This window comes from Streptomyces sp. NPDC020422 (assembly GCF_044386705.1).
GTDB lineage: Bacteria > Actinomycetota > Actinomycetes > Streptomycetales > Streptomycetaceae > Streptomyces.
In genome coordinates this window covers 217,727-243,434 of record NZ_JBIRVJ010000007.1, presented here as the reverse complement: position 1 = coordinate 243,434, position 25,708 = coordinate 217,727, and the positions used below count along the sequence as shown (strand labels likewise).

Below are 25,708 nucleotides of genomic sequence, written 5' to 3'. Positions count from 1 at the left end.
TCACATGGGCGACCTCCTGGGCTTCGTGCTGAGCGGGCTGGTCTCGGGGGCGCTGTACGCGCTGCTCGCGACCGGTCTCGTGCTCTCCTGTTCCGCCTCGGGCCTGTTCAACTTCGCGCACGGCGCGACCGCCTACCTGTGCGCGCTCGCCTACTACGAGCTGCACTCCGGCTTCGGCTGGCCGGCCGTGCCGACCGCGCTGCTGCTCGTCCTCGTCGCGGCCCCGGGGCTCGGCTGGGCGCTGGACCGGCTGATGTTCCGGAAGCTGGCCCGGGTCGGTGAGACCGCGCAGATCACGGCGACGATCGGGCTGCTCGTCGCACTGCCGGCGGCCGGCCTGTGGGCGGTGGAGCTGCTGGAGCGGGCCGGGGCCCCGGTCAGGCCCGCCGAGAACCAGTTCGGCCTGCCGGGCGTCGGGCCGAGCCCGGCGGTGTCCTGGCGGCCCTTCGAGGGCCTCGGGATCGACGGCGTCGGCGTCGACTCCGACCAGCTGATCACCTGGGTGGTGACGGCGGCGGTCGCGGCCGGCCTGTGGCTGCTGCTGCGGCACACCCGGCTCGGGCTGCGGCTGCGGGCCGCCGTGGACAACCGCTCCCTCGCCCAGCTGCGGGGCGTGGACGCGGACCGGCTCTCCTCCGTCGCATGGATGCTGTCGTCCGCGCTCGCCGGTCTCGCAGGGGTGCTCGCCACCCCGCTCCTGGGTCTCTCCGCGCACGACTACACCCTGTTCCTCTTCGTCTCGGCGACCGCCGCCGTCCTCGGGCGCTTCGCCTCCGTGCCGCTGGCCTTCGCGGGCGGTCTCGCGCTCGGGGTGGTGCAGAACCTGGTGGCCGGGTACGCGAGCTTCGCCGAGGGCCTGACCGGCTTCCGCACGGCGGTGCCGTTCCTCATCCTGTTCGCCGGGCTCGTGCTGCTCGCCCGCCGCGAGCGGGTCGCGGGCACGGCCGCAGCCGACCCGCCGCCGGACGACCGGCTCGCCGGTCTCGGGCCGCTGCGGCGCTGGGGTCCGTGGGCGGTGGCCGGGGCGCTGCTGTGCGTGGCCTTCTACACCGTCACCACCCCGTTCTGGAGCGGCATCCTCGCCCAGGGCCTGGCCATCGGGCTCGTCTTCCTCTCCTTCTCCGTGGTGACGGGCCTCGGTGCGATGGTGTCGCTGGCCCAGGCCACGTTCGTGACGAGCGCGGCGCTCGTGGCCGGGCTGCTGATGAGCCACGGCTGGCCGTTCGCCGCGGCGGCGCTGGCGGGTACGGCGGTGGCGGCGCTGCTCGGCGCGGTGGTGGCGCTGCCCGCGCTGCGGCTCGGCGGGCGTTCGCTGGCCCTGGCGACACTCGCCCTGGCCTTCCTCGCCGACCAGGTCCTCTTCCAGTTCGGCCCGCTGCGCAACGGCGACACCGGCTGGGAGATCCCCCGCCCGGTCCTCGGGCCGCTCGATCTGTCCGACGACCGGGCGATGGGCGTCGTCCTCGTGCTGCTGAGCGCGGCGGGCGTGGCGGCGCTGACCCGGCTGCGGGGCTCCCGCCGGGGCCGGGCGATGCTGGCGGTCCGCTCGGCGCCCGCCGCGGCGGCGGCCTCCGGCGTGTCGGTGGTGCGCACCAAGCTGTCGGTGTTCACGGTGTCGGCGGCGCTCGCCGGGTTCGGCGGCGTGCTCTACGCCTCGTACAACACGCGGATCACGGCGACCGACTTCCCGGCGATGACGGGCCTGGTGTGGCTGGCCGTGGTGGTCGCGGCGGGCGTCCGGCGGCCGCAGTACGCGGTGCTCGCGGGCCTGGTCTTCGCGGTCGCCCCGCAGCTGCTCGCCATGTACGCGACCGACTCCGCGCACCTGCCGGTCGTGCTGTTCGGGCTCGCGGGCCTGGCCCTCGCCAACGACCCGGACGGCTATGCGGCGGCCGTCCCCGCCCGCTGGGCGGCCCGGCGCGCGAGGGCCTCCGCCCGGGCGGACGCCCCCGACCGGTCCCCCGCCGCCGTCCCCCCGCCGCGGCCGGCGGCCCTGGAGCTCACCGCCGTCCGGGCCGGGTACGAGGGGGGCGCGGACGTGCTGCACGGGGTCGACCTGCTCGTGCGTCCCGGGGAGATCGTCGCCGTCCTCGGGGCCAACGGCGCCGGGAAGTCCACCCTGTGCCGGGTCGCCGGCGGGCTCCTCGACGTCCGGGGCGGGGCGGTACGGGTCGACGGGGCCGAGGCGCGCGGGGACTCGCCGGTCGTCCGCGCCCGGCGCGGGGTGCGGCTCGCGCCGGAGGGGCGGGGCATCTTCGCGGGCCTGTCCATCGAGGAGAACCTCGCGCTCCAGCTGCCCGAGGCCGGGGACCGGGAGGCCGTCTACGCCCGCTTCCCCGCTCTCGCCGCCCGTCGCGCGGTCCCCGCCGGCTCCCTGTCCGGCGGGGAGCAGCAACTGCTGGCCCTCGCGCCGCTGCTCCAGCGCCCGCCCGAGGTCCTCGTCGCCGACGAGCCGTCCCTCGGGCTCGCGCCACGGGTGGTCGAGGAGGTGTTCGGGCTGCTCGCGGAGCTCAGGGCACGGGGCACCGCGCTGCTGCTGGTCGAGGAGAAGGCCGCGGAGGCGCTGGGGCTGGCCGACACCGTGGCCTGTCTGGCCGAGGGGCGGATCGTGTGGTGCGGGCCGCGGGCCGAGGCCGACGCCGGCCGGCTCGCCGACGCCTATCTGGGAATGGGGGCCAGGACATGACGCGCGGGACGCTCCTCGACGCGCGGGGCATCGGGGTCCGCTTCGGCGGCGTCCGCGCCCTCGACGACGTCGACATCGCCGTACGGCCCGGGGAGGTCTGCGGCCTCATCGGGCCCAACGGCGCCGGGAAGACGACCCTCTTCGACGTGCTGTCCGGCATCCGCAGGCCGGACCGGGGCCGGGTCCTGCTGGACGGTGCGGACGTCTCGCGCCGCTCGCCCGTGTGGCGGGCCCGGCACGGGGTGCGCCGCACCTTCCAGCGGCAGCAGCTCTTCGGACAGTTGACGGTGGCGGACAACCTGGTGGTCGCCCAGGAGTGGCGCCGCGGCCCGGTCGCGGCCCGCCGGGACCGGGCCGCGGAGGTGCTCCGCACCTGCGGTCTCGACGCGCTCGCGGGGACGTACGCGGGCGCGCTGCCGGTGGGGCAGGCCCGGATGGTGGAGCTGGCCAGGGCCCTGGCCGACCCGCCGCGGCTGCTCCTGCTGGACGAGCCGGCGTCCGGGATGTCGGCCGGGGAGCGGGGCCGACTGGCCGCCGTGGTGCGGTACATGGCGACCGAGGAGGGGTGCGCGGTGCTGCTCGTCGAGCACCACGTCTCCTTCGTGATGGAGCTGTGCGCCCGGGTCGTGGTGCTCGACCTGGGCCGGGTCCTCGCGGAGGGCCCGGCGCGGGAGGTGCAGGCCGATCCGCGGGTGCGGGCGGCGTACCTGGGCACGGCGGAGGAGGGCGACGGGGGGACCCGGTCCGGCGGGACGGGATCCGACCCCGCCGAATGGGATTCCCCGTCCTTCCCGCCCGGCACGGCGGAATGAGATCGGCGCGCTGATCGTTGAAGCTGACACCAGCAATGGACGACGACGTAAGGATCGACCGCTCGTGAGCACGGACAGCAAGGTCCCCTTCCTCACCCTCAACAACGGCGTGCGGATGCCCCAGCTCGGCTTCGGTGTCTGGCAGGTGCCGGACGCGGAGGCGGAGCAGGCCGTCGCCACGGCCCTGGAGGTGGGTTACCGCTCCATCGACACCGCCGCCATCTACGGGAACGAGACCGGCACCGGCAAGGCCGTCGCCGCCTCGGGCCTCCCCCGCGAGGAGCTCTTCGTCACGACGAAGCTCTGGAACAGCGACCAGGGCTACGACTCCACCCTGCGCGCCTTCGACGACTCGCTCGGCAAGCTGGGCCTGGAGTACGTCGACCTGTACCTCATCCACTGGCCGGTCCCGAACAAGAACGCGTACGTCGACACGTACCGCGCCTTCGAGAAGATCCTGGCCGACGGGCGCGCCCGGGCCATCGGCGTGTCGAACTTCCACCCGGAGCACCTGGAGCGGCTGATCGGCGAGACCTCGGTGGTCCCCGCGGTCAACCAGATCGAGCTGCACCCGCAGCTCCAGCAGTCCGCCGCGCGCGCGGCGCACGAGCGGTACGGCATCGCGACCGAGGCCTGGTCGCCGCTCGGCTCGGGCCGTGGCCTGCTCGACGTCCCGGCGATCGTGGCCATCGCGCAGAAGCACGTCCGCACCCCCGCGCAGGTGGTGCTGCGCTGGCACATCCAGCTCGGCAACGTGGTCATCCCCAAGTCGGTGACCCCGTCCCGCATCCGCGAGAACATCGCCGTGTTCGACTTCGAGCTGGACGCCGAGGACATGGCCGGACTCGCCGCCCTCGACGAGGGCCGGCGTCTGGGCCCGGACCCGGCCGAGTTCCACGTCGGCGCCTGATCCGTGCAGGTCGCGGAGGGCGTCTACCGGATACGGAACGTGGCCAGTGGGCTCCTCCTGGAGGTGTACGAGGGGTCGACGCGCAGCGGGGCGCCGGTGCGGCAGGCGGTGGACCGGGGCACCCCGGGGCAGTGCTGGCACATCGCGCCGGTCCCCAACGGCGGCGGCCTCTACCACCTGGTGAACGTCGCCGGCGGCAAGCGCCTGGACGTGAAGGGCGCCTCGACCGAGAACGGCGCCGGGATCCAGCAGTGGAAGCCGAACAACTTCGGCGCCCAGGAGTGGGTCATCGAGCAGGACCTGCAGTCACCCGGCACCGTCACGCTGGTCAGTTTCGTCAGCGGGCTGCTCCTGGAGGTGGCGGACGGCTCGTCGGAGGACGGCGCCGATGTGCGCCAGTGGGAGGACACCGACTCCCCGGCGCAGTGGTGGCGCCTGGAGCCGGTGTCCTGAGAGGTGCCTGGTGGCCTGCCGCTCAGGCCTCCTTGCGTCCCGTGTGGACCGTACGTGCGGTGAGCAGGAACAGGTCCGGGCGGCGGTGCAGGGACAGCGGGTCGGCCGGGTCGAGGAGTCGGTCGAGGGCGGCGCGGTCGTCGTCCGCGAGGCGCTCGGCCAGGCCGCCCCGCTGCCGCTCGTAGTGCGCGACGATCTGCTCGCGCACCTCGGGCGGCAGCGGCGCCGGGACGTCGTTGAGGAAGCTGCGGGTGCCGCTCGGGGTGAGTCCGGCGCCGGTGAGCAGGGCGCTCCAGTCGTCGATCTCCTCCTTGGAGTCGGGCAGCGAGGCCCGCATCTCGCCGAACCAGTCGGCGTTGGCCGCGTCGATGCGGGCCTCGAGGCCGGGACGCCCGATGCCGGCGTTCCACGGCAGGTGCCGGGCCGGCAGGCCGCCTTCGGCGAGGGCGATCAGACCGCCGGGGGCGAGCACGCCGGCGAAGGCGGTGAGCGCGGCGCGCTGGTCGCCGATGTGGTGCAGGGAGTTGCTGGCCCAGATCAGGTCGGCGGTGCCCAGCGCGTCGAAGTCCCGCGGGAGTTCGGCGCGCAGGGTGCCGACCCGGTCGCCGAGCCCGCGGGCCTCGGCGCGCTCGCGGGCGAGGTCGAGCAGTTCGGGGGTCGCGTCGACCGCGACGACCTCGGCCTCCGGGAAGGCCTCGGCGAGCAGCGCGGTGCCGACGCCGGGCCCGCTGCCGATGTCCAGGATCCGGCGCACACGGGTGGCCGGGGCGAGGGAGGCGAGCCAGTCGGCGGCCTCGGTGTAGAGGGGGCTCTGCGTCTCCGCCTGGCGGGTGAGGAGCGGGGCGAGCTCGGCCCAGTCGAGGTGGGTGTGGTCGTGCTGGTGCCCGTGGGCGTGGCCGTGAGCCTGGCCGTGGCCGTGGCCCTGGCGGTGTCCGTCGTGGAGGTCGTGTGCGCTCATGGCACCAGCGTGCGACCCCGCTGCCGGAATCGCGAGCGAACTTGCCGTTCCGGCAACAGCTCCGTCGGCCCCCGCCGCCGCCCGCGCTCAGGCGTAGCGGCCCGCCAGGGTCCGCACCGTCGTCGCGATCCGCTCGCGCAGGTCCTCGGGAGCGAGGACCTCGACCTCCGTGCCGAGGGCGAGGAGGAAGTCATGGGCGTGCTCGGGGGACTCCACGGGCAGGGTGGCGCGGGTCCAACCGTCGGTGTCCGGGGTGCCGTTCTCGGCGAGGGCGCGGGCGGCCGGGCCGGTGAGTCGGGCGGCGCCGCGCGGGGAGATGCGCACGAGGGCGTCGCCCTGGTGCAGCCGGGCGTGGAAGTCGGCCTGGCTCGCCCGCCAGTGGGCGGCCAGGTCGAAGCCCTCGGGGATGCGGGCCTCGTCCTCGGTGACGGTGGCGTCGAGGATCTGGTCGACCCGGTAGGTGCGCGGCCCCGGCCCGGCGACCAGGTACCAGCGTCCGGCCTTGAGGACCAGGCCGTACGGTTCGAGGCGCCGGTCGACCTCGCTCGGCTCCCTCCAGCGCCGGTAGCGGACCGCGAGGACCCGACCGGTGCGCACGGCGTCGGAGACCTGGGAGAGGAAGGGCGCCTCGGTCTCCTCCGCGTACCAGCCGGCGGCGTCGATGTGGAAGCGGGCCCGGAGCCGGTCGACGTGCTCGCGCAGCGGCGTCGGCAGGGCGGCGCGCAGTTTCAGCACGGCGTCCGCGAAGTCCCCGCCGAGCCCCAGCTCGTCGGCGGCGACGGGCAGTCCGGCGAGGACGAGCGCCTCGGCCTCGCGCTCGCACAGGTCGGTCAGGCGGAAGCGCTGGCCGGCGAGCATCCGGTAGCCGCCGCGGTGCCCGGCGTCCCCGTACAGCGGCACTCCCGCGGCGTGCAGCGACTCGACGTCCCGGTAGACCGTGCGCACCGAGACCTCCAGCTCCCCGGCGAGCTCAGCGGCGGTCATCCGGCCGCGGGTGTGCAGCAGCATGAGGATGGAGAGGAGTCGGCTGGACTTCACTGACACAAGATGTCAGTGAAGCGCTCCTACAGTCCAGGCATGGCTTTCGCAGAGAAGAACCTCTTCGTCCCGGAGCCGGTCGAGATCGCCGGCCGGCACGTCAAGCGCTACCACGTCACCGCCGACCCGGCGGGCATCGAGCCCGAGGTGGAGAAGGCGGCGTACGCGATCCTTCCCGAGCTCCTGCCGGAGCCGGACGGCACCCCGCCGGCGAGCTTCGTGGTGCTGCACCGCGGCGGCGACACCGGCGCGTATCTGAACGTGTACAGCTGGGTGTGGGACAACGTGCTGCACTTCGCCGGCGCGGCGGCGGGCCAGCCGGCCCTGGACTGCCCGGACACCGATCCGACGCACTTCGTCCGCAGCGACCCCGGCGTCCGCAACTGGGTCGGCTGCGTCTGGGAGTTGGCACCGCTCGGCCATGAACGGGACGCCTGGGTGCGGCACATGCTGGTGCCGGACGCCCCGGACCTGGCGGGATACCTCGCGGACGCGCTGACCACCGGCACGACGGGGGCGGCTGCCGACCTCAGCCGCACCTGAGCCCGCCGGGCACGTCCTCGCCGCCCCGCTTCACATAGCGGGCCAGCCGGTACACGGGGTCGGCACGGGGGCGGTCCTGGTCCGGTAGGGCGGCGAGGGCCGCCGTGAGGGCGTCCACGGTCGCGGGGGTGCCGTGGAACCAGGAGGCGTAGGAGCCGCGGCGCAGCTTCTCGGCGGTGCCGCGGGGGGTGGCGCCCTGGCCGTGGCCGGTGAAGGTCGTGCCGGGGGCGCGGGTCAGGCCGTGGGCGGCGGCGTACGCGGTGACCAGGGAGGCGCGGTCCGAGCCCGCCCCGGGGGCGCGATGGGGGCGCAGCAGCGCGTCGATGTCGCTGCCGACGTCGTGGCGGGCGTCCTTGTCGACGGTGGTGACGAGGACACCGCCGGGTCGCAGCACCCGGGCCGCCTCGGCGACGATCTCGCCGGCGAACGGCACGAGGTGCAGCAGCCAGACCGCGCTGACCGCGTCGACGGAGCCGTCCTTGAGCGGGAGCCGTCGGGCGTCGGCGCGTACGGCGCGGCCCGGGAGGCGCCGGGCGGCGGTGCGCAGCATGGCGTGGGCGGCATCGGCCGCGTACACGGCGAGGCCGGGCCGGGCGAGGCGTTCGGTGACGAGGCCGGTGCCGCAGGCGACGTCGAGGAGGGACCGGGCGTCGGGCGGCAGCAGCCGCAGCACGGCGGCCGCGGCGGCCTCCGCCCGCGGCACGCCGCCGCGGGTCTCGTCGTAGCGCGCGGCCTCGGTCTCGTAGTCGAGCACGGTCTCCCCCACGGGGGGATCGTACGGGGAGGCCGTACGGGTGTCAGTGGGCGCCGTGTCCGGGTGCCACGGCCTCGACGCGCTCGGCGAGACCGAAGTCCTTCTCGGTGACGCCGCCGACCGTGTGGGTGTTCACGGACAGGGCGACGGTGTTGTAACCGAGCGTCAGATCGCTGTGGTGGTCGAGCTCCTGCTGGATCTGGGCCACGTGGACGACGAGCGCCGTCGCGGCGAAGTGGTCGGCGAGGCGGTAGCTGCGGGTGATGCGGTCGCCGTCGAGGGACCAGCCGGGGAGCTCCCGCAGGCGGTCCTCGATCTCCTTCTGCGAAAGCGGCTGTGTCGACACGTCGTGCTCCCTCCGGTCGGGGTGCTGCGCTGGACGGGCGGTCCCCGGGGAAAGGTACCCGAGTCCTCCTCTGGGATACCGTCTGGCCATGACAACTGTCGCGACCGACACGGGTGTGGGTCCGCTGCTGCGCGGCTGGCGCGAGCAGCGGCGGCTGAGCCAGCTGGAGCTGGCGCTGCGGGCGGACTCGTCCGCGCGGCACATCTCCTTCGTCGAGACGGGCCGCTCGCGGCCGAGCGAGGAGATGATCCTCAGGCTGGCCGAGCACCTGGAGGTGCCGGTGCGCGAGCGCAACGCCCTTCTGCTGGCCGCCGGTTACGCCCCGCGGTTCACCGAGTCGACCCTGGACGCACCGCTCCTGGAGACGCTGCGCGAGGGCATCGAGCGGCTGCTCCAGGGCTATGAGCCGTATCCGGCGCTGGTGGTGGACGGTTCGTACACGGTGGTGGCGGCCAACCAGGGCATCGGGATGCTGCTGGCGGGGCTGCCGGAGCATCTGCTGACCCCGCCGCTGAACGCCATGCGGATCACCCTGCACCCGGAGGGCCTCGCGCCGCGGATCCGCAATCTGCGGGAGTGGCGGGGGCATCTGCTGGCCCAGATGGAGCGTCAGATCGGGCTGGCCCGTTCGGAGTCGCTGCGGGCGCTGTACGAGGAGGTGGCGGCGTATCCGCTGCCGGAGGGTGCCGGGGACCCGGCGGACCGGGAGGACTCGCGGCCGTACCCGTACTTCGCGCTTCCGCTGCGGATCGAGCACGACGGGCAGGTGCTGTCCTTCGTGTCGTCGATCTCGACGTTCAACACGCCGCTGGACGTGACCGTCGCCGAGCTGGCCATCGAGACCTTCCTCCCGGCCGACCCGGCGACGGTCGCGTACCTCCAGTCCCTCAAGGGGTAGCGGTCGCCCGCAGCGCGGCCCACTGGAGGGCGGCGAACCCGGCGACGGTGCCCGCCTGGAGCAGGGTCCAGACCGCTCCCGCGGTGCTGGGCTCCAGCCAGCCGGCGAGCGCGACGACGCTGAGCGCCGCCCACAGCAGGTTGGCGTCGACGACGGCCTTGACGCCGAGGGCCGGCGGCTGCGGCCGGCTCGCCAGCCAGGCCACGCCGGCCGCGAACGCGGTGAGGAAGACACCGAGTTCGATCAACAGCCCCCGGCTCACGCCGAGCAGTTCGCCCAGCGGGCCGGAGGCGGCGAGGTAGGCGAGCCCGTTGCCTCCGGTGACGACGGCGTCGAGGGCGAGGAACCGGCGCACCATGGACCGCGGCCGGGTGGTGCGGGCAAGACCGGTGAGCAGGGCCTGGGACATGACGGATCACCCTCCTGGAAGGCGTTCGTGCGGGCTGGGGGCCGGGTCCCGGGCGGAGTGCGCCGCCCGGGACCCGGTGCTCACGAGCATGCCGGGGGCCTCGACGGGGGTCGATTACCCCAGAGGTCATACCGGGCCGTTGTAAGGTGCGGCCGGATGGCCGAAAGTGTGCGCTGCGCAAGGGGGATGCGGTGACCGGCAGGGAACGGGCGCGGATGGTCGCGGCCGGGGGCGACCACAAGGTGACGCCCGCCGAGCTCTTCTTCGATCTGGTCTTCGTCTACGCGATCACGCAGGTGACCGCGTTGATGGCGGCCCACCCGACCCCGGTGCGGGTGGTCGGGGCGATGACGGTCCTCGCGCTGCTGTGGTGGTGCTGGTGCTGCTTCGCCTGGCTGGGCAACGTCGTACGGGCGGACTCCGGCGCCCTGTTCGCGGTGCTCGTCACCGTGATGACCGTGGTGTTCGTGGTGTCGCTCGCGGTGCCGGAGGTGTTCGCGGACGCCCCGGGCGGGCTGCCCGCGCCGCTGGTGTTCGTGGTCTGCTACGGCCTTGTGCGGGTGCTGCACCTCGTCTCGTACTGGGTCTCCTCACCGGGCGACACGGCCCTGCGGGCCACCCTGCGGCGCACGGCCCTGCTGTCGGTGGCGCCGCCGTTCGTGCTGCTGCTCGTCGGCTGCGCGTACGACGGGACGCTCCGGCTGGTGCTGTGGCTGGCGGCGGTCGCCGTGGACTACGGCGGGATCTACGTCACCGGTTCCTCGGGGTGGCGGATCAATTCGCCCGGGCACTTCGCCGAGCGGCACGGTCTGATCGTCATCATCGCGCTCGGCGAGTCCATCGTGGCCATGGGGGTGGGCATGGCCGGCTTCCCGCTGACGGTGGCGGTGATCGGGGCGTGCGCGGCGGGGCTGCTGCTCGCGGCAGGCCTTTGGGCGCTGTACTTCCGGCGCTTCGGGGAGCCCGCGGAGCACCGGCTCGGGTCCCTCGACGGCGATGACCGCACCCGCTTCGGCCGGGACGTGTACACGTTTCTGCACCTGCCGCTGGTGGCCGGTGTGGTGCTGACGGCGCTCGGCATGAAGAAGGTGCTCACCCAGGTCGCCGACACCGCCCACTACGGCCTCGGCGAACCATTGCACGGCACGGTGGCCTGGTCGCTGACGGGCGGCGTCGGGGTCTTCCTGCTCGGCGCCGCCGCGATCGTGCTGCGCTCCTCGGGGCGCCGTCCGACGGCCCTGCTCGTGGGTGGTCTGGTCTGCCTGGCGGCGGGCGCGCTGGTGGCCCTGGTACCGGCACTGGTGGCGCTGGCGCTGCTCGCGGCCGTGGTGATGGGTCTGGTGGCGGCCCAGGGACGAGCGGCGAGCCGGGCCTGACCGCGAGAGCACGCCCCAGCAGCACGGCCCAGCAGCACGGAGCACGGTCCAAGGGCACGGCCCCGGGCGGCGGACCGGCCGGCGGACCGGCCGGCGGGGTTGCGCAGGCCGGTCCGCCGAGGTGAGCCGTCAAGGGGGCGGCCTCCGGGCGGCCCCAGGCCGGTTCTCCTTCGCCGGTCCGCCAGGCCGGTCCTCCCGGGGATGTTCAGTCCGTCTTCGGCTCCGGCTCGGCCGGGTTCGCGGGGGCGGCGCGCAGGGGTGTCCGTTCCGGTGCGCGTTCCGCTTCGGCGCGGTGGAGGGAGCGTTCCTGGCGGGCCGCCTCGGCGCGCAGCAGCGCGTTGAGCACGGCGAAGGGGTCGACGGGCATGGCGAAGCTCCTTGCGGTGGTGGGGTGAGGGGTGCTGAGGAGGCCTGGCCTCTCAGCACCGCATCACCGCCGACCGCGGCGCGTCGTCGCGCGGGGACGGTACGGGCGCCGGAGCGGGTGCGGGTGTGGCGGCGGGGGCCGCCGTGCGGACGCCGCGGGGCGGGGCGGGGCGCCGGGCTCTCCGTACGGGGGCGGTCGCCTCGCTCTCGGTGAGGTCGTGGACCTCGGCCGCCGGGTCGGCCGCCGCGGTGAGGGTCCGGGACTCCGCGCCGGCCGCCTGGGCCGCCGCTCCCCCGGCCCCGGCCCCGAGCAGCGCGGCGAGCACCAGCAGCACCGCGACGGCGAACCGCCGGGCCCGCACGGCACAGTCGCCGGGGCGCGCGGGGAGGGACCTCATGGAGATCCGTCCTGCCCCGTACGGGACGCCCGGAGCCACCCCAAGGGCCACAACCGCCCGGGCGGCCTACGCGAGGGGCGCGGAATTCACCGCACCGGCGGGCGCGCGCCCCGGCGCGTTCGCGCGGGGGGGGGCTCAGCCTTCGGCCCGCGCCGTGCTCGTGGCCCGCGTCTTGCGCGCCGCCATCGCCGCGTACACCAGGACGCCGGCGAAGAGGAACAGCACGCCCTGGTAGACCGCCGCGTAGCCGGAGCCCGCGACGAGCCAGAGGGAGAAGCCGAACGCGGCGGCGGCGAGGACGGCGTCGCGGGTGAGGCGGGCACGGGAGACCTTCTCGCCCTGGCCGGAGAGCAGGAAGTAGATCTGGGCGGCCGTGGAGAGGAGGTAGGGGACGGTGGCGGTGAAGGTGGTGACGAGCACCAGGATCTCGAAGACGCCCTGGGTGCCGGCCGTGTAGTTGTAGACCGTCAGGAGCGAGGCGAGGACCGCGGTCACGAGGACGCCGACCGTGGGGACGCCTCGCCGCTTGACCGTGAAGACCTTCGGGAAGAGGCCGTCGCGGGCGGCGGCGTACGGCGCCTGGGCGCTCAGCAGGGTCCAGCCGTTGAGCGCGCCGACCATGGAGACCAGGGCCATGCAGGCGACGGCGGCGCCGCCCCAGGAGCCGCCGAACATGACGTCCACGGCGTCGGAGAAGGGCGCGGTGGAGGTGACGAGCTTGTCGTGGGCGACGGTGCCGAAGACGGCGAGGGTGCCGAGCAGGTAGAGCGCGGCGGCGCCGAGGGTGCCGAGGACGGTGGCGCGGCCGACGTTGCGGCGCGGGTCGCGGACCTCGCCCGCGCTGACGGCGGCGGACTCGACGCCGAGGTAGCTGAAGAGCAGGATCGCCGCGGAGGCGGAGATCGCACCGACCGCGCTCGCGTCGCCGGCCCGGAAGGGGCCGAGGTTGGCGCTGTCGAAGAAGAAGAGGCCGCCGACGGCGACCAGCAGCAGCGGGACGAACTTGAGCACGGTGGCGACGAGCTGGACGGCGCCGACGTAGCGGGTGCCGGCCAGGTTGGCGAGCGCGGGCAGCCACTGGATCAGCAGGGCGGCGGCGATGGTGGCGGCCTTGGACTCGTGGATGGGGACGAGCACGTCGAGGTAGCCGACGGCGGCGACGGCGAGGGCGGCGTTGGAGACCCAGGTGGTGATCCAGTAGGACCAGGCGGCGAGGAAGCCGGCGAAGTCGCCGAAGGCGGCGCGGGCGTAGACGTAGGGGCCGCCGGTCTGCGGGTGGCGGCGGGCGAGCCGGCCGAAGACCAGGGCGAGGGCGAGCGCGCCGAGGGTGAGGATGCCGAAGGCGACCAGGCTGATCGTGCCGTAGGGGGCGACGGAGGCGGGGAGGAGGAAGATGCCGCCGCCGATGATGTTGCCGACGACGAGGGCGGTGGCGACGGGCAGTCCGAAGCTACGGGCGTGCTTGCTCGGCGCTTCCCCGGCCGGGTGGTGCCGCTCGGGTTGCGGCTGCTCGGACTGCGGGTTCGCGGACCGCGGGTTCGCGTCGGGGGTGCCGGTCGTGGTCTCGGCGATGGCCGTGCTCATGGGGGGTGGTGCGCCTCTCGTCGTACAAACGCCCCCATGGTCCGGCAGGTGAGACGGCGCTCCAAATCACCCGTTTTTGTCCCGTACTGCGGGGTCGCTGACCGGAAGAAACGCTTCCGCATCGCCGCTCGACGGGGAAATCTCCAGCGGCACCTGGGGACCCTCGGTCTCCCGCAGCCAGCCGCGCAGCACCTGGTGCACCTGCTCGGCGCCGACCAGGGGGTCGGGCGGCGGCGTCAGATCGCGCGGCCAGAGCAGGAACGGACGCCCCTGCTCGCCGCCCAGGCCGCCGTGGGAGCCGATCTGCTCCTCGAAGGCGTGCACGGTGCCGGTCGCCGGGTCGTACATCGAGTTGACCATGATGTCGGCGACGTGCGGGAAGCCGTCGGTGCGGCGCACCGCGTCCGCCGCGCCCGGGCCGAAGACGGCCAGCGGCCCGTCGTCGGTCAGCTCGGCCACCGGCACCTCGACCCCGTCGCGGGCGAGCACGACCGAGCCGTGCTCCTCGCTCGCCACGAGCAGGAAGCCGATGCCGGGGTGGTGGGCGAGGGTGCGCAGCAGACCCGGGTGGAGGCGCTCGATCTCCTCGCGGGTCATCCGGTGCGGCACGCCCGGGAAGGAGACCAGGCCGAGGTTCCCGGAGGCCAGCACCACCGGCTCCGGGGCGCGGGCCGCCGCGACCGCGGCCGCCTCCGCCCCTTCCCTGCCCAGCTCGTCCCTCTCGTCGACGCCCCGGTGCAGCGCGCCGCGCAGCGCGTCGCGCGCCGCGTCCCTGGCCTCCGAACCGCCCCCGGACTCCGTTCGGGGGTGCCCCCAGCGGGTACGGCGGACCCTACGCGGCACCGGCAGCCCGCAGCCGGCCCGGACCAGCTCGCGCAGGGTCAGCCCGTACGCGGCCTCGAAGGTCGGCCCCGGGCTCTGCCCGTGATCGGAGAGCAGCACGATCCGGTACGGGCGGGGCGCGTGCTCGGCGACCTTGGCGATCAGGGCGAGGGACCGGTCGAGCCGTCGGAGCACCTGGGCGGTGTCGCGGCCGTGCGGCCCCGAGTGGTGGGCGACCTCGTCGTAGGCGACCAGGTCGGCGTAGACCGCGGTCCGCCCGGCGAGCAGGTCGCCCATCACGGCCGCGACCACCACGTCCCGTTCGACGACCGTGGCGAAGGCCCGTACGAGGGGGTAGAGGCCGCCGCGGGAGACCCGGGGCGTCTCGCGGCGCAGGCGCGCGCGGGTCGACTGCGCCATCTCGCGCAGCGCCTCGGCGGCGAAGGAGCCGGCGGTGCGGACGGCGTTGGCGGGGTCGGAGAAGTACGCGAAGTAGCCGGACCGCGAGCGGTTGCGGCGGCCCCGCCGGGCGGCCATCGACAGGACCAGGGCGAGCTGGTCGGCGCCGCCGCTGAAGAGGTTGCCGCGGGAGGCGCCGTCGAGGGTGAGCAGTCCTCCGTCGCCGGTGCGCTCGACGGCCCGGCGCTGGAGTTCGACGGCGGAGCCGGGCCGGTTGGAGACCATGAGCCGGCCGGTGTCCTTCTCGTACCAGCGGAAGGCCGGCACGTCCTCGTTGGAGCCGTGCAGGATGCCGAGCTGGCTGGCGCCGGTCTGGCTCGACCAGTCGGTGCGCCAGGGGGTGAGGGTGTGGGTGGTGGCGATCCAGTCGGCGAGGGTGGGCATCAGACCGTCGGCGACGGCGTCGCCGAGGACCCGGTGTCCGACGCCGTCGAGTTGCAGGAAGAGGGTGCCGGGGGCGGCTTCGGGGCCGGCCGAGGTCCGTGGGCGCTTGCGGTCGGCGAGCCGGTAGAGCCGGCGGCGGTAGGCGTCGTCGTCGCGCACGGCGAGGGCGGTGGCGGTGGCGGAGGCGACCGCGGACATCACGGCGGCGACCAGGACGGCGGTCTCGGGCGCCGCGGTGCCGCGCCCGTCGGGGATGAGCCAGAGCGCGACCAGCAGCAGCGAGCCGTTGAGGAAGAACACCAACAGGCCGAGCACCAGGGCCGGTACGAGCAGCAGGGCCCGCACGATCAGCGGCCACACCAGCGCGCCGAGCAGACCGAAGGCCCCGGCGCCCAGGGCCGCGGTGACCGCGATCGTGGTGGGGCTGTCGCCGTCGGCGGACTGGAGCTGGAAGTCGGGGAGGAGACCGGCGAGCACGAGCAGGGTGAGCGTGGAGACCGCCCAGACGGTGACCACCCGCACCAGGGCGCGGCCCGCGCTCCGCCAGCGGCCCCGGGTGTGCCCTCGCCGATCGCCCACGCCTGGTTCACCTTTCACCCGTTTCCTGCTCCAAGCGTGGCACAACGCCCGCCGTGCGCAGGTCAGCCGGGGAACTCGCGCGCGTCCGGGACGGCTTCAGCAGCCGTCGTACCCGGCGGTGGGCATGGACATCCGCCGGTGCACCCCGGCCTTCATCGGTGCGTCGTACGCGGGTTCGTCGAGCCCCGCGGTCTCGAGCCGCACGCCGCGCCGCTCGCACTCGGCGCGGAACTCCGTCACATCGGTCAACGCACGGGCCAGGACGCGCTCGTTCGGGGCGACGAACAGGTCCACGGCCCCCGCGTCGACGTCCGCCCACAGCGCCTCGTGGTCCGGCCGGATCCCGTAGCACAGCAGCTGCCTGGCCACCACGTAACCCTTGTCCCGGGCCCAGCGCACGCACATGGCGTGCTGGCTGCGGGTGTCGACCAGAAAGGGGTCCTCGTCGAGCTCTTCGAGCGGGGTGAGGCTGGCGATCGCCGCCACCCGAACGTCGTCCATGGGGCGACCCTACTGCGTCGCCGGTCACGCGAGGAGATCATCGGTATACCAACTGTGCACGCTCCGTCGAAGACCGGCCACACCGACGGCTTCGGACATTTACCCTCGTTACGGAAGGGCCGAGGCGACGGCGGCGAGGCGGACGAGGAAGGGCGGCGTGCCGGTGGAGGTCACCTGGTGGGGTCATGCCACGTGCACGGTCGAGGACTCCGGGGTCCGCTTCCTGACGGACCCGCTCTTCGCCCGCCGGCTCGCGCATCTGCGCCGCCGGCGCGGGGAGCTGCCACCGCCCGAGGCGGCCCGCGCCGAGGCGGTCCTCGTGTCGCACCTGCACGCCGACCATCTGCACCTGCCCTCGCTGGCCCGGCTCGCCCCGGGCACCCGGGTCATCGTGCCGGCCGGCGCCCCGCACTCCGTCCCCGGCCTGCGGCGCCTCGACGGGCGGGGCCTGCGGCTCACGGAGGTGGCGCCGGGCGACGAGGTGACCGTCGAGGGCGTGACCGTGCGGGCCGTGCCGGCGCGGCACGACGGGCGGCGGCTGCCGGTCGGCCCGCACCGCTCCCCGGCGCTCGGGTACGTGGTGGAGGGCGAGGCGCGGACCTACTTCGCCGGCGACACCGGCCTGTTCGACGCCATGGCGGAGGCGGTCGGCCCGGTGGACGTGGCCCTCCTCCCGGTCGGCGGCTGGGGCCCGTACCTCGGTCAGGGACACCTGGACGCGGGCCGCGCCGCGCAGGCGCTCGCCGCGCTGTCCCCCGCCGCGGCGGTGCCGGTCCACTACGGCACGTACTGGCCGATCGGCATGGACGCGATCCGCCCGCACGAGTTCCACTCCCCCGGCGACGAGTTCGTCCGCCACGCGGCCCGGCTCGCCCCCAAGGTGGCGGTGCACCTGCTCGGCCACGGCGACCGGGTGCGGCCGGAGGTGGCGCGGTGAGACGGCACGCCGCGGCCCGTACGGCGCGCACGGGGGGCGCCCGGTGATCGACCGGATCGTGACGGCGGTGCGGGAGCTGCCGCCCGAGTCGACCCAGCAGGCCGTCGGCTATCCCTCGCTGTTCCTCCTCGTGGCGCTCGGCGCGCTGGTGCCGGTGGTGCCGACCGGGGCGATCGTGAGCTCGGCCGCCGTGGTGGCCTTCCACCAGACGGCTCCGCTGGCCCTGCTCTACGTTTTCGTGGTGGCGGCCGCCGCCGCCTTCCTGGGCGACCTGGCCCTGTATTGGCTGGGGCAGCGCGGGGTCCGCTCGCGCAACGGCTCGCGCTGGCTGGCGGCCCTGCGCGGCCGGGCCACCCCGGAGCGCCTCGCCCAGGCCCAGGGGCGCCTGGAGACCCATCAGGTCCCGGTGCTGGTCCTGTCCCGCCTGGTGCCGGCCGGCCGGATCCCGGTGATGCTGGCCTGCCTCCTCGCCGGCATGCCGCTGCGCCGCTTCGCCCGGGGCGACCTGCCGGCCTGCCTCGCCTGGGCGGCCACGTACCAGCTCATCGGCATTCTGGGCGGCTCCCTCTTCCCCGAGCCCTGGCAGGGCGTGGTGGCGGCCGTCGGCCTGACGGTGCTGCTCAGCGCGGCGCCCGCGCTGTGGCGGCGGCTGCGGGGGCACCGTACGACGGCGCACCCCGGGGGAAGCCCCGACGGAAGTCCCGAGGGAGGTCTCAAGGGGTGACGGCCCGCGGGGTGACGGCCTGAGGGGAGGCCCTAAGGGGTGACGGTCCGGGAGGCTCCGACCGGGAGGTCCCAGAGGTCCTCGCGGGGCAGCCCGGCGCGGTCCCAGGCGGCGCGGACTCGGGTGAGGGGTTCGAGGACGGGTTCGGAGGAGAGGACGAAGGTCGCCCAGTGCATGGGGGCCATCCGGCGCGCGCCGAGGTCCCGGAAGGCGCGGACGGCCTCCTCGGGGTCGGTGTGGACGTCGCTGAGCCACCAGCGCGGGTCGTAGGCCCCGATCGGCAGCAGGGCCAGATCGATGCCGGGGTGGCGGCGGCCGATCTCCGTGAACCAGTGTCCGTAGCCGGTGTCCCCCGCGAAGTAGACCCGCCGTCCCGCGCGGTCGGTGAGCACCCAGCCGCCCCACAGGGAGCGGCAGGTGTCCAGGAGGGTGCGCTTGGACCAGTGGTGGGCCGGGACGAAGTCGAAGCGGACGCCGCCGAGTTCGGCCGCCTCCCACCAGTCGAGCTCGGTGACCCGGCTGAAGCGGCGCCGGGTGAACCAGCGGCCGAGACCGGCGGGCACGAAGACGGGGGTGTCGCGCGGGAGGCGTTTGAGGGTCGGGGCGTCGAGGTGGTCGAAGTGGTTGTGGCTGATGACCACCGCGTCGACCGGGGGCAGGTCCTCCCACCGGACGCCGACGGGGGTGAGGCGGGGCGAGGTGCCGAGGATGCGGCGGGACCAGACGGGGTCGGTGAGCACGGTCAGACCGCCCACCCGCACCACCCAGCTGGCGTGCCCGGCCCAGGTGACGGCGAGGGTGTCGGGCCCGGCCTCGGGCAGCGGCCCGGGGGCGAAGGGCAGCAGCGGGATGTCGCGCAGGCCCTCGGGCCCGGGGCGCACGGCGCCCTCGCGGGCGAGCCGGGCCATGGCGCGGACGCCGGGCAGCGGCGTGGTGAGCCGGTCGGCGAAGGAGCGCGGCCAGTCGTGGCGCAGCCGGCCGATGGGCTGCAGGGCGGGCGCGGGGTGCGGGGCGTGGGGGGTGCGGGCGGCGTGCGGGGCCCGGGCGGGCCGGGCGGTCTGTTCCGTCATCGCTGCGACCTCCGTCTTTCCGTCAACCGGCGTTGCTGCCGTACGTGTCCAGTTCGTCGAGCGCGGCCCCGAAGGCACTCAACGCGCGGGCCACGTGCGGTGATTCCTCGGGCCGCGCGGAGCCGAGCGCCTCGTTCCGCTCCTCCTCGGTGGTGCCCAGGAAGGCCGCGGTGTCGAACCGGACGCGCAGCGCGCCGAGTTCGTCGCCGAAGCGGTGCCCGCCGGGGACGGGGGTGCCGAGCCGCTCGGTGAGGTGGTTCTCCAGCTCCAGGGAGTCCGTGACCCCGCGGGCGGCGAGCCCCGCGCGCAACGGGCCGAGGTCGGCGTAGAGGTGGCGGCCCGCCTGCGGGGGCCGGGCGAGGGCGCCGGCGGCGAGGACGGCGCGGTGGGCGGCCGCGGCGACCCGCCCGTGCAGGGTGGCCGTCCTGCGCATCCGTACGGTGACGTCCTCGGGCTCGTCGAGGGCGTGGGCGGCGGCCGGGGCGACCGGGCCCGCCACGAGGGCACCGAGCGCGGTGAGGATGTCGAGGGTGCGCGCCCTGCGGTCGGCGTAGCGGTCCGCGCGGGTGGGGTCGGTGGGCGGGAAGCGGGCGACGGCGCAGGGCCAGCCGGCCGGGGTGAGGGCGCCGGCCAGGTCGCTCACGACGGTCACGTCCTCGGGGCACATCTCGGCCGGGCTGAGCAGGACCGTCTCCTGCGGGTGGTGCACGGTGTCGCGCCAGGTCTCGTCGCTGATGATGTGCAGCCCCTCGGCGACGGCCGCCTCGCAGGCCTCGCGGACGAGTTCGGGCGGGGCGACGGTGGCGGTGGGGTCGTCGGCGACGGACAGCAGCAGCAGGCGGGGGCTGCCGCCCTCGGCGCGGACCCGCCGGACGGTCTCCAGGAGGGCGTACGGGTCGGGCACGCCGCCGCACTCGGCGGGGGTGGGCACGTGGTAGGCGGGCCGGCCGAGCAGCCGGGCCTGCGGGGTCCACCAGGCCGGGCAGGGCCGGGGCAGCAGCAGGTCGCCGCCGTGGGCGGCGATGAGGGCGAGCAGGAGGGGCGGGGCGCCGGGGGCGGCGACGACGTCCTCGGCGTGGGTGCGCAGGCCGCGGCGCCACCAGTAGCCGGCGGCGGCCCCGCGCAGGACCGGTCCGCCGCCGGGCGGTTCGGGCGCGGCGCGGTCGGCCGCCGCGGCGAGGAGGGCGGCGAGTCCGGGCAGCACGGGGAGGCCGGGCTCCGGCGCGGGCGGTCCGTAGCGCACCGGTCCGCGGCCCTCCGGAGCTGTCTGCCGCATGATCCGAACCTCCCGGCCCTCCTGGACTCCTGCCGGGGCGCGCGAACGGCACCCGACGGCGCCCCAGTGCCCTTTATACGGAGGTTCGGGACGGTTCGCCGCTCAGGGGAGGCGGGAGGCGGGCGGAACGGCTCAGGCGAGGGTGACGGGGTGCCGGACGATCGCGTCGAAGAGATAGCCCTGGGTGTTGTGGACGGCCCGCTCGGGCTGGACGTTGCCCGCCGCGTCGGTGACCCGGGACAGCAGGGTGGCGGGCCCGGTGGAGCCCGGGTGCCAGGGCGTGGTCCAGCGCACCCAGCCGTCCCGCCGGGGCGCGTCGAGCAGCCGGGCGGGACGCCAGTGGGCGCCGCCGTCGGTGGAGACGTCCACGCGGCGCACGGGCGCGAAGGCGGACCAGGCGCGGCCGGTCAGCCGGTGCGTCCTGCCGGCCTCCAGGGTGGCTCCGAAGGGCAGTTCGTAGGCGCTCTTGAGGGTCTGCCGGGTGATCGGGGCGCTGCCACCGGGCGGGTGGGCGGCGCCGAAGAGCCGGTAGTAGTCGGTGGACCAGGGCGAGGCGAGCGGGGTGCGGGACACCTGGATGTCGCCGAGCCACTTGATGGAGGCGATGCCGACCCAGGAGGGGACGATGAGCCGCACCGGGTGCCCGTGGTCGTACGGGAGGGGCGCGCCGTTCATCTCGTACGCGAGGATGACGTCGTCCAGGGCCTTGGCGACGGGCAGCGGGCGGCGGACCCGGCCGAGGTCGACCCCGCCGGTGACGTACGGGTCGTCGAGGCCGCGGGGCTGGACGTCGACGGCGTCGGAGGCGATCCCGGCGCGCCGCAGCACGTCGGAGAGGCGGGCGCCGCGCCAGCGGGCGGCGCCGATCGCGCCGAGCGTCCAGGGGGTGCCGGTGACGGTCTCGCCCTGCTGGGTGGTGTAGAGGCTGCGGCCGTTTCCGGCGCACTCCACCAGGGCCGTCCGGGTGACGGCGGGCAGGTCGCGCAGCTCCCCGTAGGTGAAGCGGACGGGGCTGCGGCCGTGCAGTCCGTCGCCCCAGACCGTCAGGCTCCAGGTGGCCGCGTCGAGCACGGGCGTGGAGGTGTGGTTGCGGACGAAGAAGCGGTCGATCGCCGTGAGCGGACCGGTGCCGGCGAACGTCTCGTAGCGCGCCTCGGCGTTGGTCCCGCGGAGGGTGAAGTACTCGGGCGGCAGCGCCTTGACGATGCCGGGGGCCGCCGCGGCGGCCGGGGCTCCGAGGAGGGGGAGGAAGGGGGCGCCGGCGAGCGCCTTCAGGAGGGTGCGGCGGGCGGGCACGGATGGTTCTCCTCGGCGCGTCGGGGGCGGGGTCGGGCACACCCTAGGGGTTGAGCGGGGGCGGGGACGGGCCGTTCACGGAGCTGTCATATGAACATCTGCCGGGCCCTGGCGAGGAGGGGCAGGAGGGAGAGGGGATCGGGGGGACGGGGAGGGAGGGACGGGGAGGGACGGGGAGGGAGGGACAGGGAGGGCGGATGAGAAGGGAGGGGGGCACGGGCGGACCGGGGACGGAGGGACGGGCGAGAAGGAGGGGCCGGGGCGGACCGGGGTGCGCCTGGGCGAGACTTGCCGGATGACCGATCGCCCCGCCCTCGCCGCCGCCGTCCCGCTGCGCACCGCCCGTCTGGACCTGGAGCCGCTGCGGCTCGACCACGCTCCCGAGATGGCGACGGCCCTCGCCGACCCGGCGCTGCACGCCTTCATCGGCGGCGCTCCGCTCGGCGAACCGGAGCTGCGGGCCCGGTACGCGCGGATGCTGGCAGGTCCCGCGGATCCGGGGACGGCCTGGTGCAACTGGGTCCTGCGGCTGCGGGACACGGGCGCCGCGGTGGGCACGGTGCAGGCCACCGTCACCCGTGCCGGCGCCGAGATCGCCTGGGTGACCGGCACGGCCTGGCAGGGCCGGGGGCTGTCCAAGGAGGCGGCCGCCGCGCTGGCGGCCTGGCTGCGCTCGCTCGGCACGCCGGTGATCCTGGCCCATGTGCACCCGGACCACCACGCCTCGGCGGCGGTGGCCGCGGCGGCGGGACTGGCCCCGACGGAGGCGTTCGAGGACGGGGAGCGCCGCTGGGAGTGGCGGGCCGTGCCGGACCAGGGCTAGGGCCAGGGGTAGGGGTAGGGGTAGGGGCTTGCGGTGCCCGACGCGCCGACGGTGCTGGTGGCCGAGGAGGACGCCGTGGTGGCCCTCGCGTGCTTCCGGTGTGGGGCGGGAGTTGCTCGGCGCGACGGTCGGTTCGATGGTGGCGGCCGGGTCCCGGGAGGCGGTCCTCCGTTCCTGACAGGCCGCGTACCGGGGCCTGGTGCCCGACGCGTACCTCGACTCCCTCGACGTCGGGGCGCGGACGGGGGTGTGGCGGGACCGAGGCGGCCGGGTGGCGGCCGGACGGGACGAGCGCGCGGGAGGAGACGGGTGGCCGGAAGCTCACCGAACTCCTCTACTGGCGGGCCGACTTCTCCCACCCTGTCCATATGGCGAGAACGGGGTCTCATCATGCGAATGATCGGCGTACGGTTGCCGCACCAGCTCACACGAAGGAGTCCGGGCCATGACGCATGACGCCGAGCAGGCCACGCCGCACGAGACCGCCGTCTACACCCATGGGCACCACGAGTCCGTGCTGCGCTCGCACAGTTGGCGCACCGTGGAGAACTCCGCCGCCTATCTGGTCCCGGAGCTGCGGGCCGGTCTGGAGGTCCTGGACGTGGGGTGCGGGCCCGGCACGATCACCGCCGATCTGGCCGCGCGGGTCGCGCCGGGCCGGGTCACCGCGGTGGACGCGGCGCAGGACGTGCTGGAGAAGGCGCGGGCCGCGGCGGCCGAACGGGGCGTGGACAACGTGGAGTTCGCCGTCGCCGACGTCCACGCGCTGGACTTCCCCGACGACTCCTTCGACATCGTCCACGCCCACCAGGTGCTGCAGCACGTCGGCGACCCGGTCCAGGCGCTGCGGGAGATGCGGCGGGTGTGCCGCCCGGGCGGAGTGGTCGCCGCGCGGGACAGCGACTACGGGGCGTTCACCTGGTTCCCCGCCCACCCGGGCCTGGACCGCTGGTCGGACCTGTACCGGCAGGTGGCCCGGGCCAACGGCGGTGAGCCCGACGCCGGCCGCAGGCTGTTCTCCTGGGCCCGCGAGGCCGGGTTCACCGAGGTCACCGCCACCGCCGCCACCTGGTGTTTCGCCCAGCCCGACGAGCGGGCCTGGTGGAGCGGCCTGTGGGCCGACCGCACCACGCAGTCCGACTACGCCCGGCTGGCCGTCGATGGCGGCCACGCGACGCCCGAGGAGCTGGCCGGGATCGCCGAGGCGTGGCGCGCCTGGGGCGCCCAGGAGGACGCCTGGTTCATGGTGCCGCACGGCGAGATCCTGTGCCGCGCCTGACCGTCGGGGTCAGTGCGGGCGCATCCTGAACTCGTAGGCGTCCGGCAGTGGTTCGTCCGTGATCCGTGCCCACACCTCGCCCAGCACCTCCGCCCCCTCCCGCAGGTCCGCCACCTCGAAGCCCGCGTCGAACACGGCTCGGGCCTCACCCCTGCGTCCTTCGTCGAGCAGCAGCCGCGCCTCCAGGAACCGGAAGGCCCCACGGGCGCGGACCTCCTCCGGGAGCCGGTCGAGGACGGCCCTGGCCCGCCCGGTGCGGCCCGCCGACAACAGCGCGGTCACCGCCTCGCGCCCGAGGGCCGCCGTGACCAGCGGGTCGCCCCCGTACTGGGCGTCGAAGGCCTCCTCGTACCGCTCGGCCGCCCGCTCCGGGTGGCCGCCCTCCCGGTCGGCGGCGGCCAGGCAGTACAACAACGGCCAGCGCACGGACGCGTTCTTCAGGCCGCGCTCCCAGCTCCGTACCGCCTGGGCGAGATCGCCGGCGGCCCACTGGGCGATGCCCAGGTGGTACTCGGTGGCGGGATCGGCCGGCGCGGTCTCCAGCATGTCCCGCCAGGCGTCCGACACCGGCGTGCGCCCGAGCTCCCCGTCCGCGGCGGCCTCCGCGGCCGGCAGGGCGCCCGTGCGCAGCAGGTGCACCCACGGCCGCTGCTCCTCGCCGAGGTGCTCCGCCGGGAACGGCGTCCCGGGCAACTCGTAACCCCCGCGCAGCACTTCCAGCGCCCCCCAGCCCGAACCGGTGGCGAGCACCGCACCCGGCTCGGTGTCGGCGGCCCGCTCCCGCCACCGCTCGTGGTCGGCCTCGACCCGCTCCCGGGGCAGCGCCCGCGCCAGCGCGTCCTCGACCGCTCCCGTGGCCGCGGCCCAGTCCGTGCCGTGCACGGTCTCCGCCTCGGCGGAGAGCGGACCGTACACCTCCATCCAGGAGAGCTGCGTCCGCGCCTCCAGCGTGACGTGCTCCAACTGGGTCCGGGCGAGCCCGGCCTGGATCTCGGCGTAGCCGGGCGTGCCGGGCTCCGTCAGCCACTCCTGCCACCGGCGCCCGCCGCGCCCCGAACCCCACAGGAAGAGCTTGCGGCCGCGCAGCGCGTCCGTGGAGGTCTGCACGAGGCCCGTGCCGTCCTCGCCGAGCGCGGCGATCCACCGCCGCCGCCCGTCCGGGACCTCGTAGAAGTAGTCGGCGGCGTGGGTGGCGCGCCGGGGGTACGTACGGTCGGCGCCGTCCGGGCCGCCGGGCACCGGGACCCGGCGCAGCGAGCGCTCGTAGCCGAAGTGCCAGGCCTGCTCGGCGGGGGCGAGGACCCGCCGGTCCTCGGGCACGGCCGTGTTGGACCACCAGTAGGTGGGGACGGGCCGCTCGTGCGGGTTGCGGATGCGTATCCCGACCCGCAGGTGCTCGGCGTCGGCCGGCAGCCACAGGTCGACCTGGAAGGGCAGGTCGCGCAGCGGCTCCCACTCCCACAGGCGGAGCAGCTCGCCGCCGTCGGGCGCGGGGACGACGGCGGCGTGCAGCGGGGCGCACGACAGGGTGGTGTGCCCGCGGGCGCCGATGTTCCACTCGATGCCGCCGGAGAACCAGGCGCCGTTCAGCGCGAACGCCGCCGGCTGGAACACCGGGTTGCGGTAAAGCAGTTCGCGGCCGGTCGGTTTGTGGAACAGCGAGTGGACGCGCCCGCCGAGACCGGGCAGCACGGTGACCCGCAGCCGCTCGTTCTCGATCACGATCGTGTCGAGGGCCAGGGGTGCCCTCGCCCGCCCGTAGCCGTCCCGCACCCGCGTCGGCAGGACGGTGCGCAGGGGGGCGTGGCCGAGCTGCCGGGCCATGTCGCGCGGCAGCCCGGCGCGGTCGCGCTCGTCGACCGCGGGGGCGGCGGTCCCGTCGAGGAGACCGAGGGCGGGCAGGGGGTTGTCCGGGCCCAACGGCGCCCCGGGCAGGGTGAGTACGGCACGTCGTACGGTCGTCATGACGCCCATGGAACACGTCGGAACCACTGCTGGCCAGAGGGTGGACAACACACCTCGCGGGG

General features: G+C 75.3%; 25 protein-coding genes. 11 read left to right on the top strand and 14 right to left on the bottom strand.

Annotation, left to right across the window (positions count from 1 at the left end):
• Positions 1-4: 4 nt before the first annotated feature.
• The 4 genes from ACH414_RS20680 (at position 5) to ACH414_RS20665 (ending at position 4,861) form a co-directional block, all read left to right on the top strand.
• Positions 5-2,686, top strand: a complete 2,682-nt coding sequence (locus ACH414_RS20680) for an ATP-binding cassette domain-containing protein (protein ID WP_398942804.1) — start codon at positions 5-7, stop codon at positions 2,684-2,686.
• On the top strand, positions 2,683-3,498 hold the full coding sequence (locus tag ACH414_RS20675) for an ABC transporter ATP-binding protein (protein ID WP_382536839.1): 816 nt from the start codon (positions 2,683-2,685) through the stop codon (positions 3,496-3,498). Before ACH414_RS20680 ends, ACH414_RS20675 begins: the two co-directional genes overlap by 4 nt.
• Before the next feature lie 115 nt (positions 3,499-3,613).
• Complete coding sequence (locus ACH414_RS20670; protein WP_398942998.1) at positions 3,614-4,408, top strand: aldo/keto reductase; 795 nt, start codon at positions 3,614-3,616, stop codon at positions 4,406-4,408.
• Positions 4,409-4,411: 3 nt separating this feature from the next.
• A complete protein-coding gene (locus ACH414_RS20665; protein ID WP_386567583.1) occupies positions 4,412-4,861 on the top strand; it encodes an RICIN domain-containing protein in 450 nt (149 codons plus the stop codon).
• A 22-nt stretch (positions 4,862-4,883) separates the two neighbouring features.
• On the opposite strand, the gene ACH414_RS20660 is transcribed toward ACH414_RS20665, so the two are convergent.
• On the bottom strand, positions 4,884-5,819 hold the full coding sequence (locus ACH414_RS20660) for a class I SAM-dependent methyltransferase (protein ID WP_391767891.1): 936 nt from the start codon (positions 5,817-5,819) through the stop codon (positions 4,884-4,886).
• A gap of 87 nt (positions 5,820-5,906) precedes the next feature.
• The gene (locus tag ACH414_RS20655; protein ID WP_382536847.1) at positions 5,907-6,857 is read right to left on the bottom strand and encodes a helix-turn-helix transcriptional regulator; all 951 of its coding nucleotides are present in this window, start codon (positions 6,855-6,857) and stop codon (positions 5,907-5,909) included.
• Between the two features lie 39 nt (positions 6,858-6,896).
• Here ACH414_RS20655 and ACH414_RS20650 point away from each other — a divergent pair, with 39 nt between their 5' ends.
• Positions 6,897-7,400 carry a hypothetical protein gene (locus ACH414_RS20650; RefSeq protein ID WP_386567587.1) on the top strand — a complete coding sequence of 168 codons (504 nt, stop codon included), beginning with the start codon at positions 6,897-6,899 and terminating at the stop codon, positions 7,398-7,400.
• On the opposite strand, the gene ACH414_RS20645 is transcribed toward ACH414_RS20650, so the two are convergent.
• Positions 7,387-8,154, bottom strand: a complete 768-nt coding sequence (locus ACH414_RS20645) for a class I SAM-dependent methyltransferase (protein WP_386567746.1) — start codon at positions 8,152-8,154, stop codon at positions 7,387-7,389. The genes ACH414_RS20650 and ACH414_RS20645 overlap by 14 nt on opposite strands.
• Positions 8,155-8,197: 43 nt before the next feature.
• Entirely contained in the window at positions 8,198-8,500 is a 303-nt protein-coding gene (locus ACH414_RS20640) for a 4a-hydroxytetrahydrobiopterin dehydratase (protein ID WP_382536850.1), read from the bottom strand.
• A gap of 88 nt (positions 8,501-8,588) precedes the next feature.
• On the opposite strand from ACH414_RS20640, the gene ACH414_RS20635 reads away from it, so the two are divergent.
• Positions 8,589-9,398: a helix-turn-helix domain-containing protein gene (locus ACH414_RS20635; RefSeq protein WP_398942802.1), complete on the top strand. Its 810-nt coding sequence runs from the start codon at positions 8,589-8,591 to the stop codon at positions 9,396-9,398.
• Here ACH414_RS20635 and ACH414_RS20630 read toward each other — a convergent pair.
• Entirely contained in the window at positions 9,388-9,807 is a 420-nt protein-coding gene (locus ACH414_RS20630; RefSeq protein ID WP_382536855.1) for a hypothetical protein, read from the bottom strand. The two genes, ACH414_RS20635 and ACH414_RS20630, sit on opposite strands and share 11 nt — an antisense overlap.
• 191 nt (positions 9,808-9,998) lie before the next feature.
• Here ACH414_RS20630 and ACH414_RS20625 point away from each other — a divergent pair, with 191 nt between their 5' ends.
• Complete coding sequence (locus ACH414_RS20625; protein ID WP_386567594.1) at positions 9,999-11,183, top strand: low temperature requirement protein A; 1,185 nt, start codon at positions 9,999-10,001, stop codon at positions 11,181-11,183.
• Between the two features lie 205 nt (positions 11,184-11,388).
• On the opposite strand, the gene ACH414_RS20620 is transcribed toward ACH414_RS20625, so the two are convergent.
• The 5 genes from ACH414_RS20620 to ACH414_RS20600 all read right to left on the bottom strand — a co-directional run bounded on the left by ACH414_RS20620 (position 11,389) and on the right by ACH414_RS20600 (position 16,276).
• The gene (locus ACH414_RS20620; protein ID WP_386567596.1) at positions 11,389-11,550 is read right to left on the bottom strand and encodes a hypothetical protein; all 162 of its coding nucleotides are present in this window, start codon (positions 11,548-11,550) and stop codon (positions 11,389-11,391) included.
• A 52-nt stretch (positions 11,551-11,602) separates the two neighbouring features.
• The gene (locus ACH414_RS20615; RefSeq protein ID WP_398942799.1) at positions 11,603-11,947 is read right to left on the bottom strand and encodes a hypothetical protein; all 345 of its coding nucleotides are present in this window, start codon (positions 11,945-11,947) and stop codon (positions 11,603-11,605) included.
• Positions 11,948-12,082: 135 nt separating this feature from the next.
• Positions 12,083-13,531: an amino acid permease gene (locus tag ACH414_RS20610; protein ID WP_398942797.1), complete on the bottom strand. Its 1,449-nt coding sequence runs from the start codon at positions 13,529-13,531 to the stop codon at positions 12,083-12,085.
• Between the two features lie 66 nt (positions 13,532-13,597).
• The gene (locus tag ACH414_RS20605; protein ID WP_382536870.1) at positions 13,598-15,775 is read right to left on the bottom strand and encodes a phage holin family protein; all 2,178 of its coding nucleotides are present in this window, start codon (positions 15,773-15,775) and stop codon (positions 13,598-13,600) included.
• 96 nt (positions 15,776-15,871) lie between these two features.
• A complete protein-coding gene (locus tag ACH414_RS20600; RefSeq protein ID WP_382536873.1) occupies positions 15,872-16,276 on the bottom strand; it encodes a recombinase family protein in 405 nt (134 codons plus the stop codon).
• A gap of 157 nt (positions 16,277-16,433) precedes the next feature.
• On the opposite strand from ACH414_RS20600, the gene ACH414_RS20595 reads away from it, so the two are divergent.
• Positions 16,434-17,213: an MBL fold metallo-hydrolase gene (locus ACH414_RS20595; protein ID WP_386567603.1), complete on the top strand. Its 780-nt coding sequence runs from the start codon at positions 16,434-16,436 to the stop codon at positions 17,211-17,213.
• A 43-nt stretch (positions 17,214-17,256) separates the two neighbouring features.
• Positions 17,257-17,937, top strand: coding sequence for a DedA family protein (locus ACH414_RS20590; protein ID WP_398942794.1), 681 nt, complete (start codon positions 17,257-17,259; stop codon positions 17,935-17,937).
• A 32-nt stretch (positions 17,938-17,969) separates the two neighbouring features.
• Here the strand turns inward: ACH414_RS20590 and ACH414_RS20585 are convergent, their stop codons facing one another.
• From ACH414_RS20585 to ACH414_RS20575, 3 genes are all read right to left on the bottom strand, one after another.
• Positions 17,970-19,007, bottom strand: a complete 1,038-nt coding sequence (locus ACH414_RS20585; protein WP_382536882.1) for an MBL fold metallo-hydrolase — start codon at positions 19,005-19,007, stop codon at positions 17,970-17,972.
• A 22-nt stretch (positions 19,008-19,029) separates the two neighbouring features.
• Positions 19,030-20,283, bottom strand: a complete 1,254-nt coding sequence (locus ACH414_RS20580; RefSeq protein ID WP_382536885.1) for an aminotransferase class I/II-fold pyridoxal phosphate-dependent enzyme — start codon at positions 20,281-20,283, stop codon at positions 19,030-19,032.
• 132 nt (positions 20,284-20,415) lie between these two features.
• Complete coding sequence (locus ACH414_RS20575) at positions 20,416-21,579, bottom strand: sulfite oxidase (protein WP_398942792.1); 1,164 nt, start codon at positions 21,577-21,579, stop codon at positions 20,416-20,418.
• Between the two features lie 295 nt (positions 21,580-21,874).
• Here ACH414_RS20575 and ACH414_RS20570 point away from each other — a divergent pair, with 295 nt between their 5' ends.
• The gene (locus ACH414_RS20570; RefSeq protein WP_382536891.1) at positions 21,875-22,402 is read left to right on the top strand and encodes a GNAT family N-acetyltransferase; all 528 of its coding nucleotides are present in this window, start codon (positions 21,875-21,877) and stop codon (positions 22,400-22,402) included.
• A 445-nt stretch (positions 22,403-22,847) separates the two neighbouring features.
• A complete protein-coding gene (locus tag ACH414_RS20565) occupies positions 22,848-23,681 on the top strand; it encodes a methyltransferase domain-containing protein (RefSeq protein WP_382536896.1) in 834 nt (277 codons plus the stop codon).
• A 9-nt stretch (positions 23,682-23,690) separates the two neighbouring features.
• Here ACH414_RS20565 and ACH414_RS20560 read toward each other — a convergent pair whose 3' ends face one another.
• Positions 23,691-25,655, bottom strand: coding sequence for a DUF5107 domain-containing protein (locus ACH414_RS20560; RefSeq protein ID WP_382536899.1), 1,965 nt, complete (start codon positions 25,653-25,655; stop codon positions 23,691-23,693).
• Positions 25,656-25,708 lie beyond the last annotated feature (53 nt).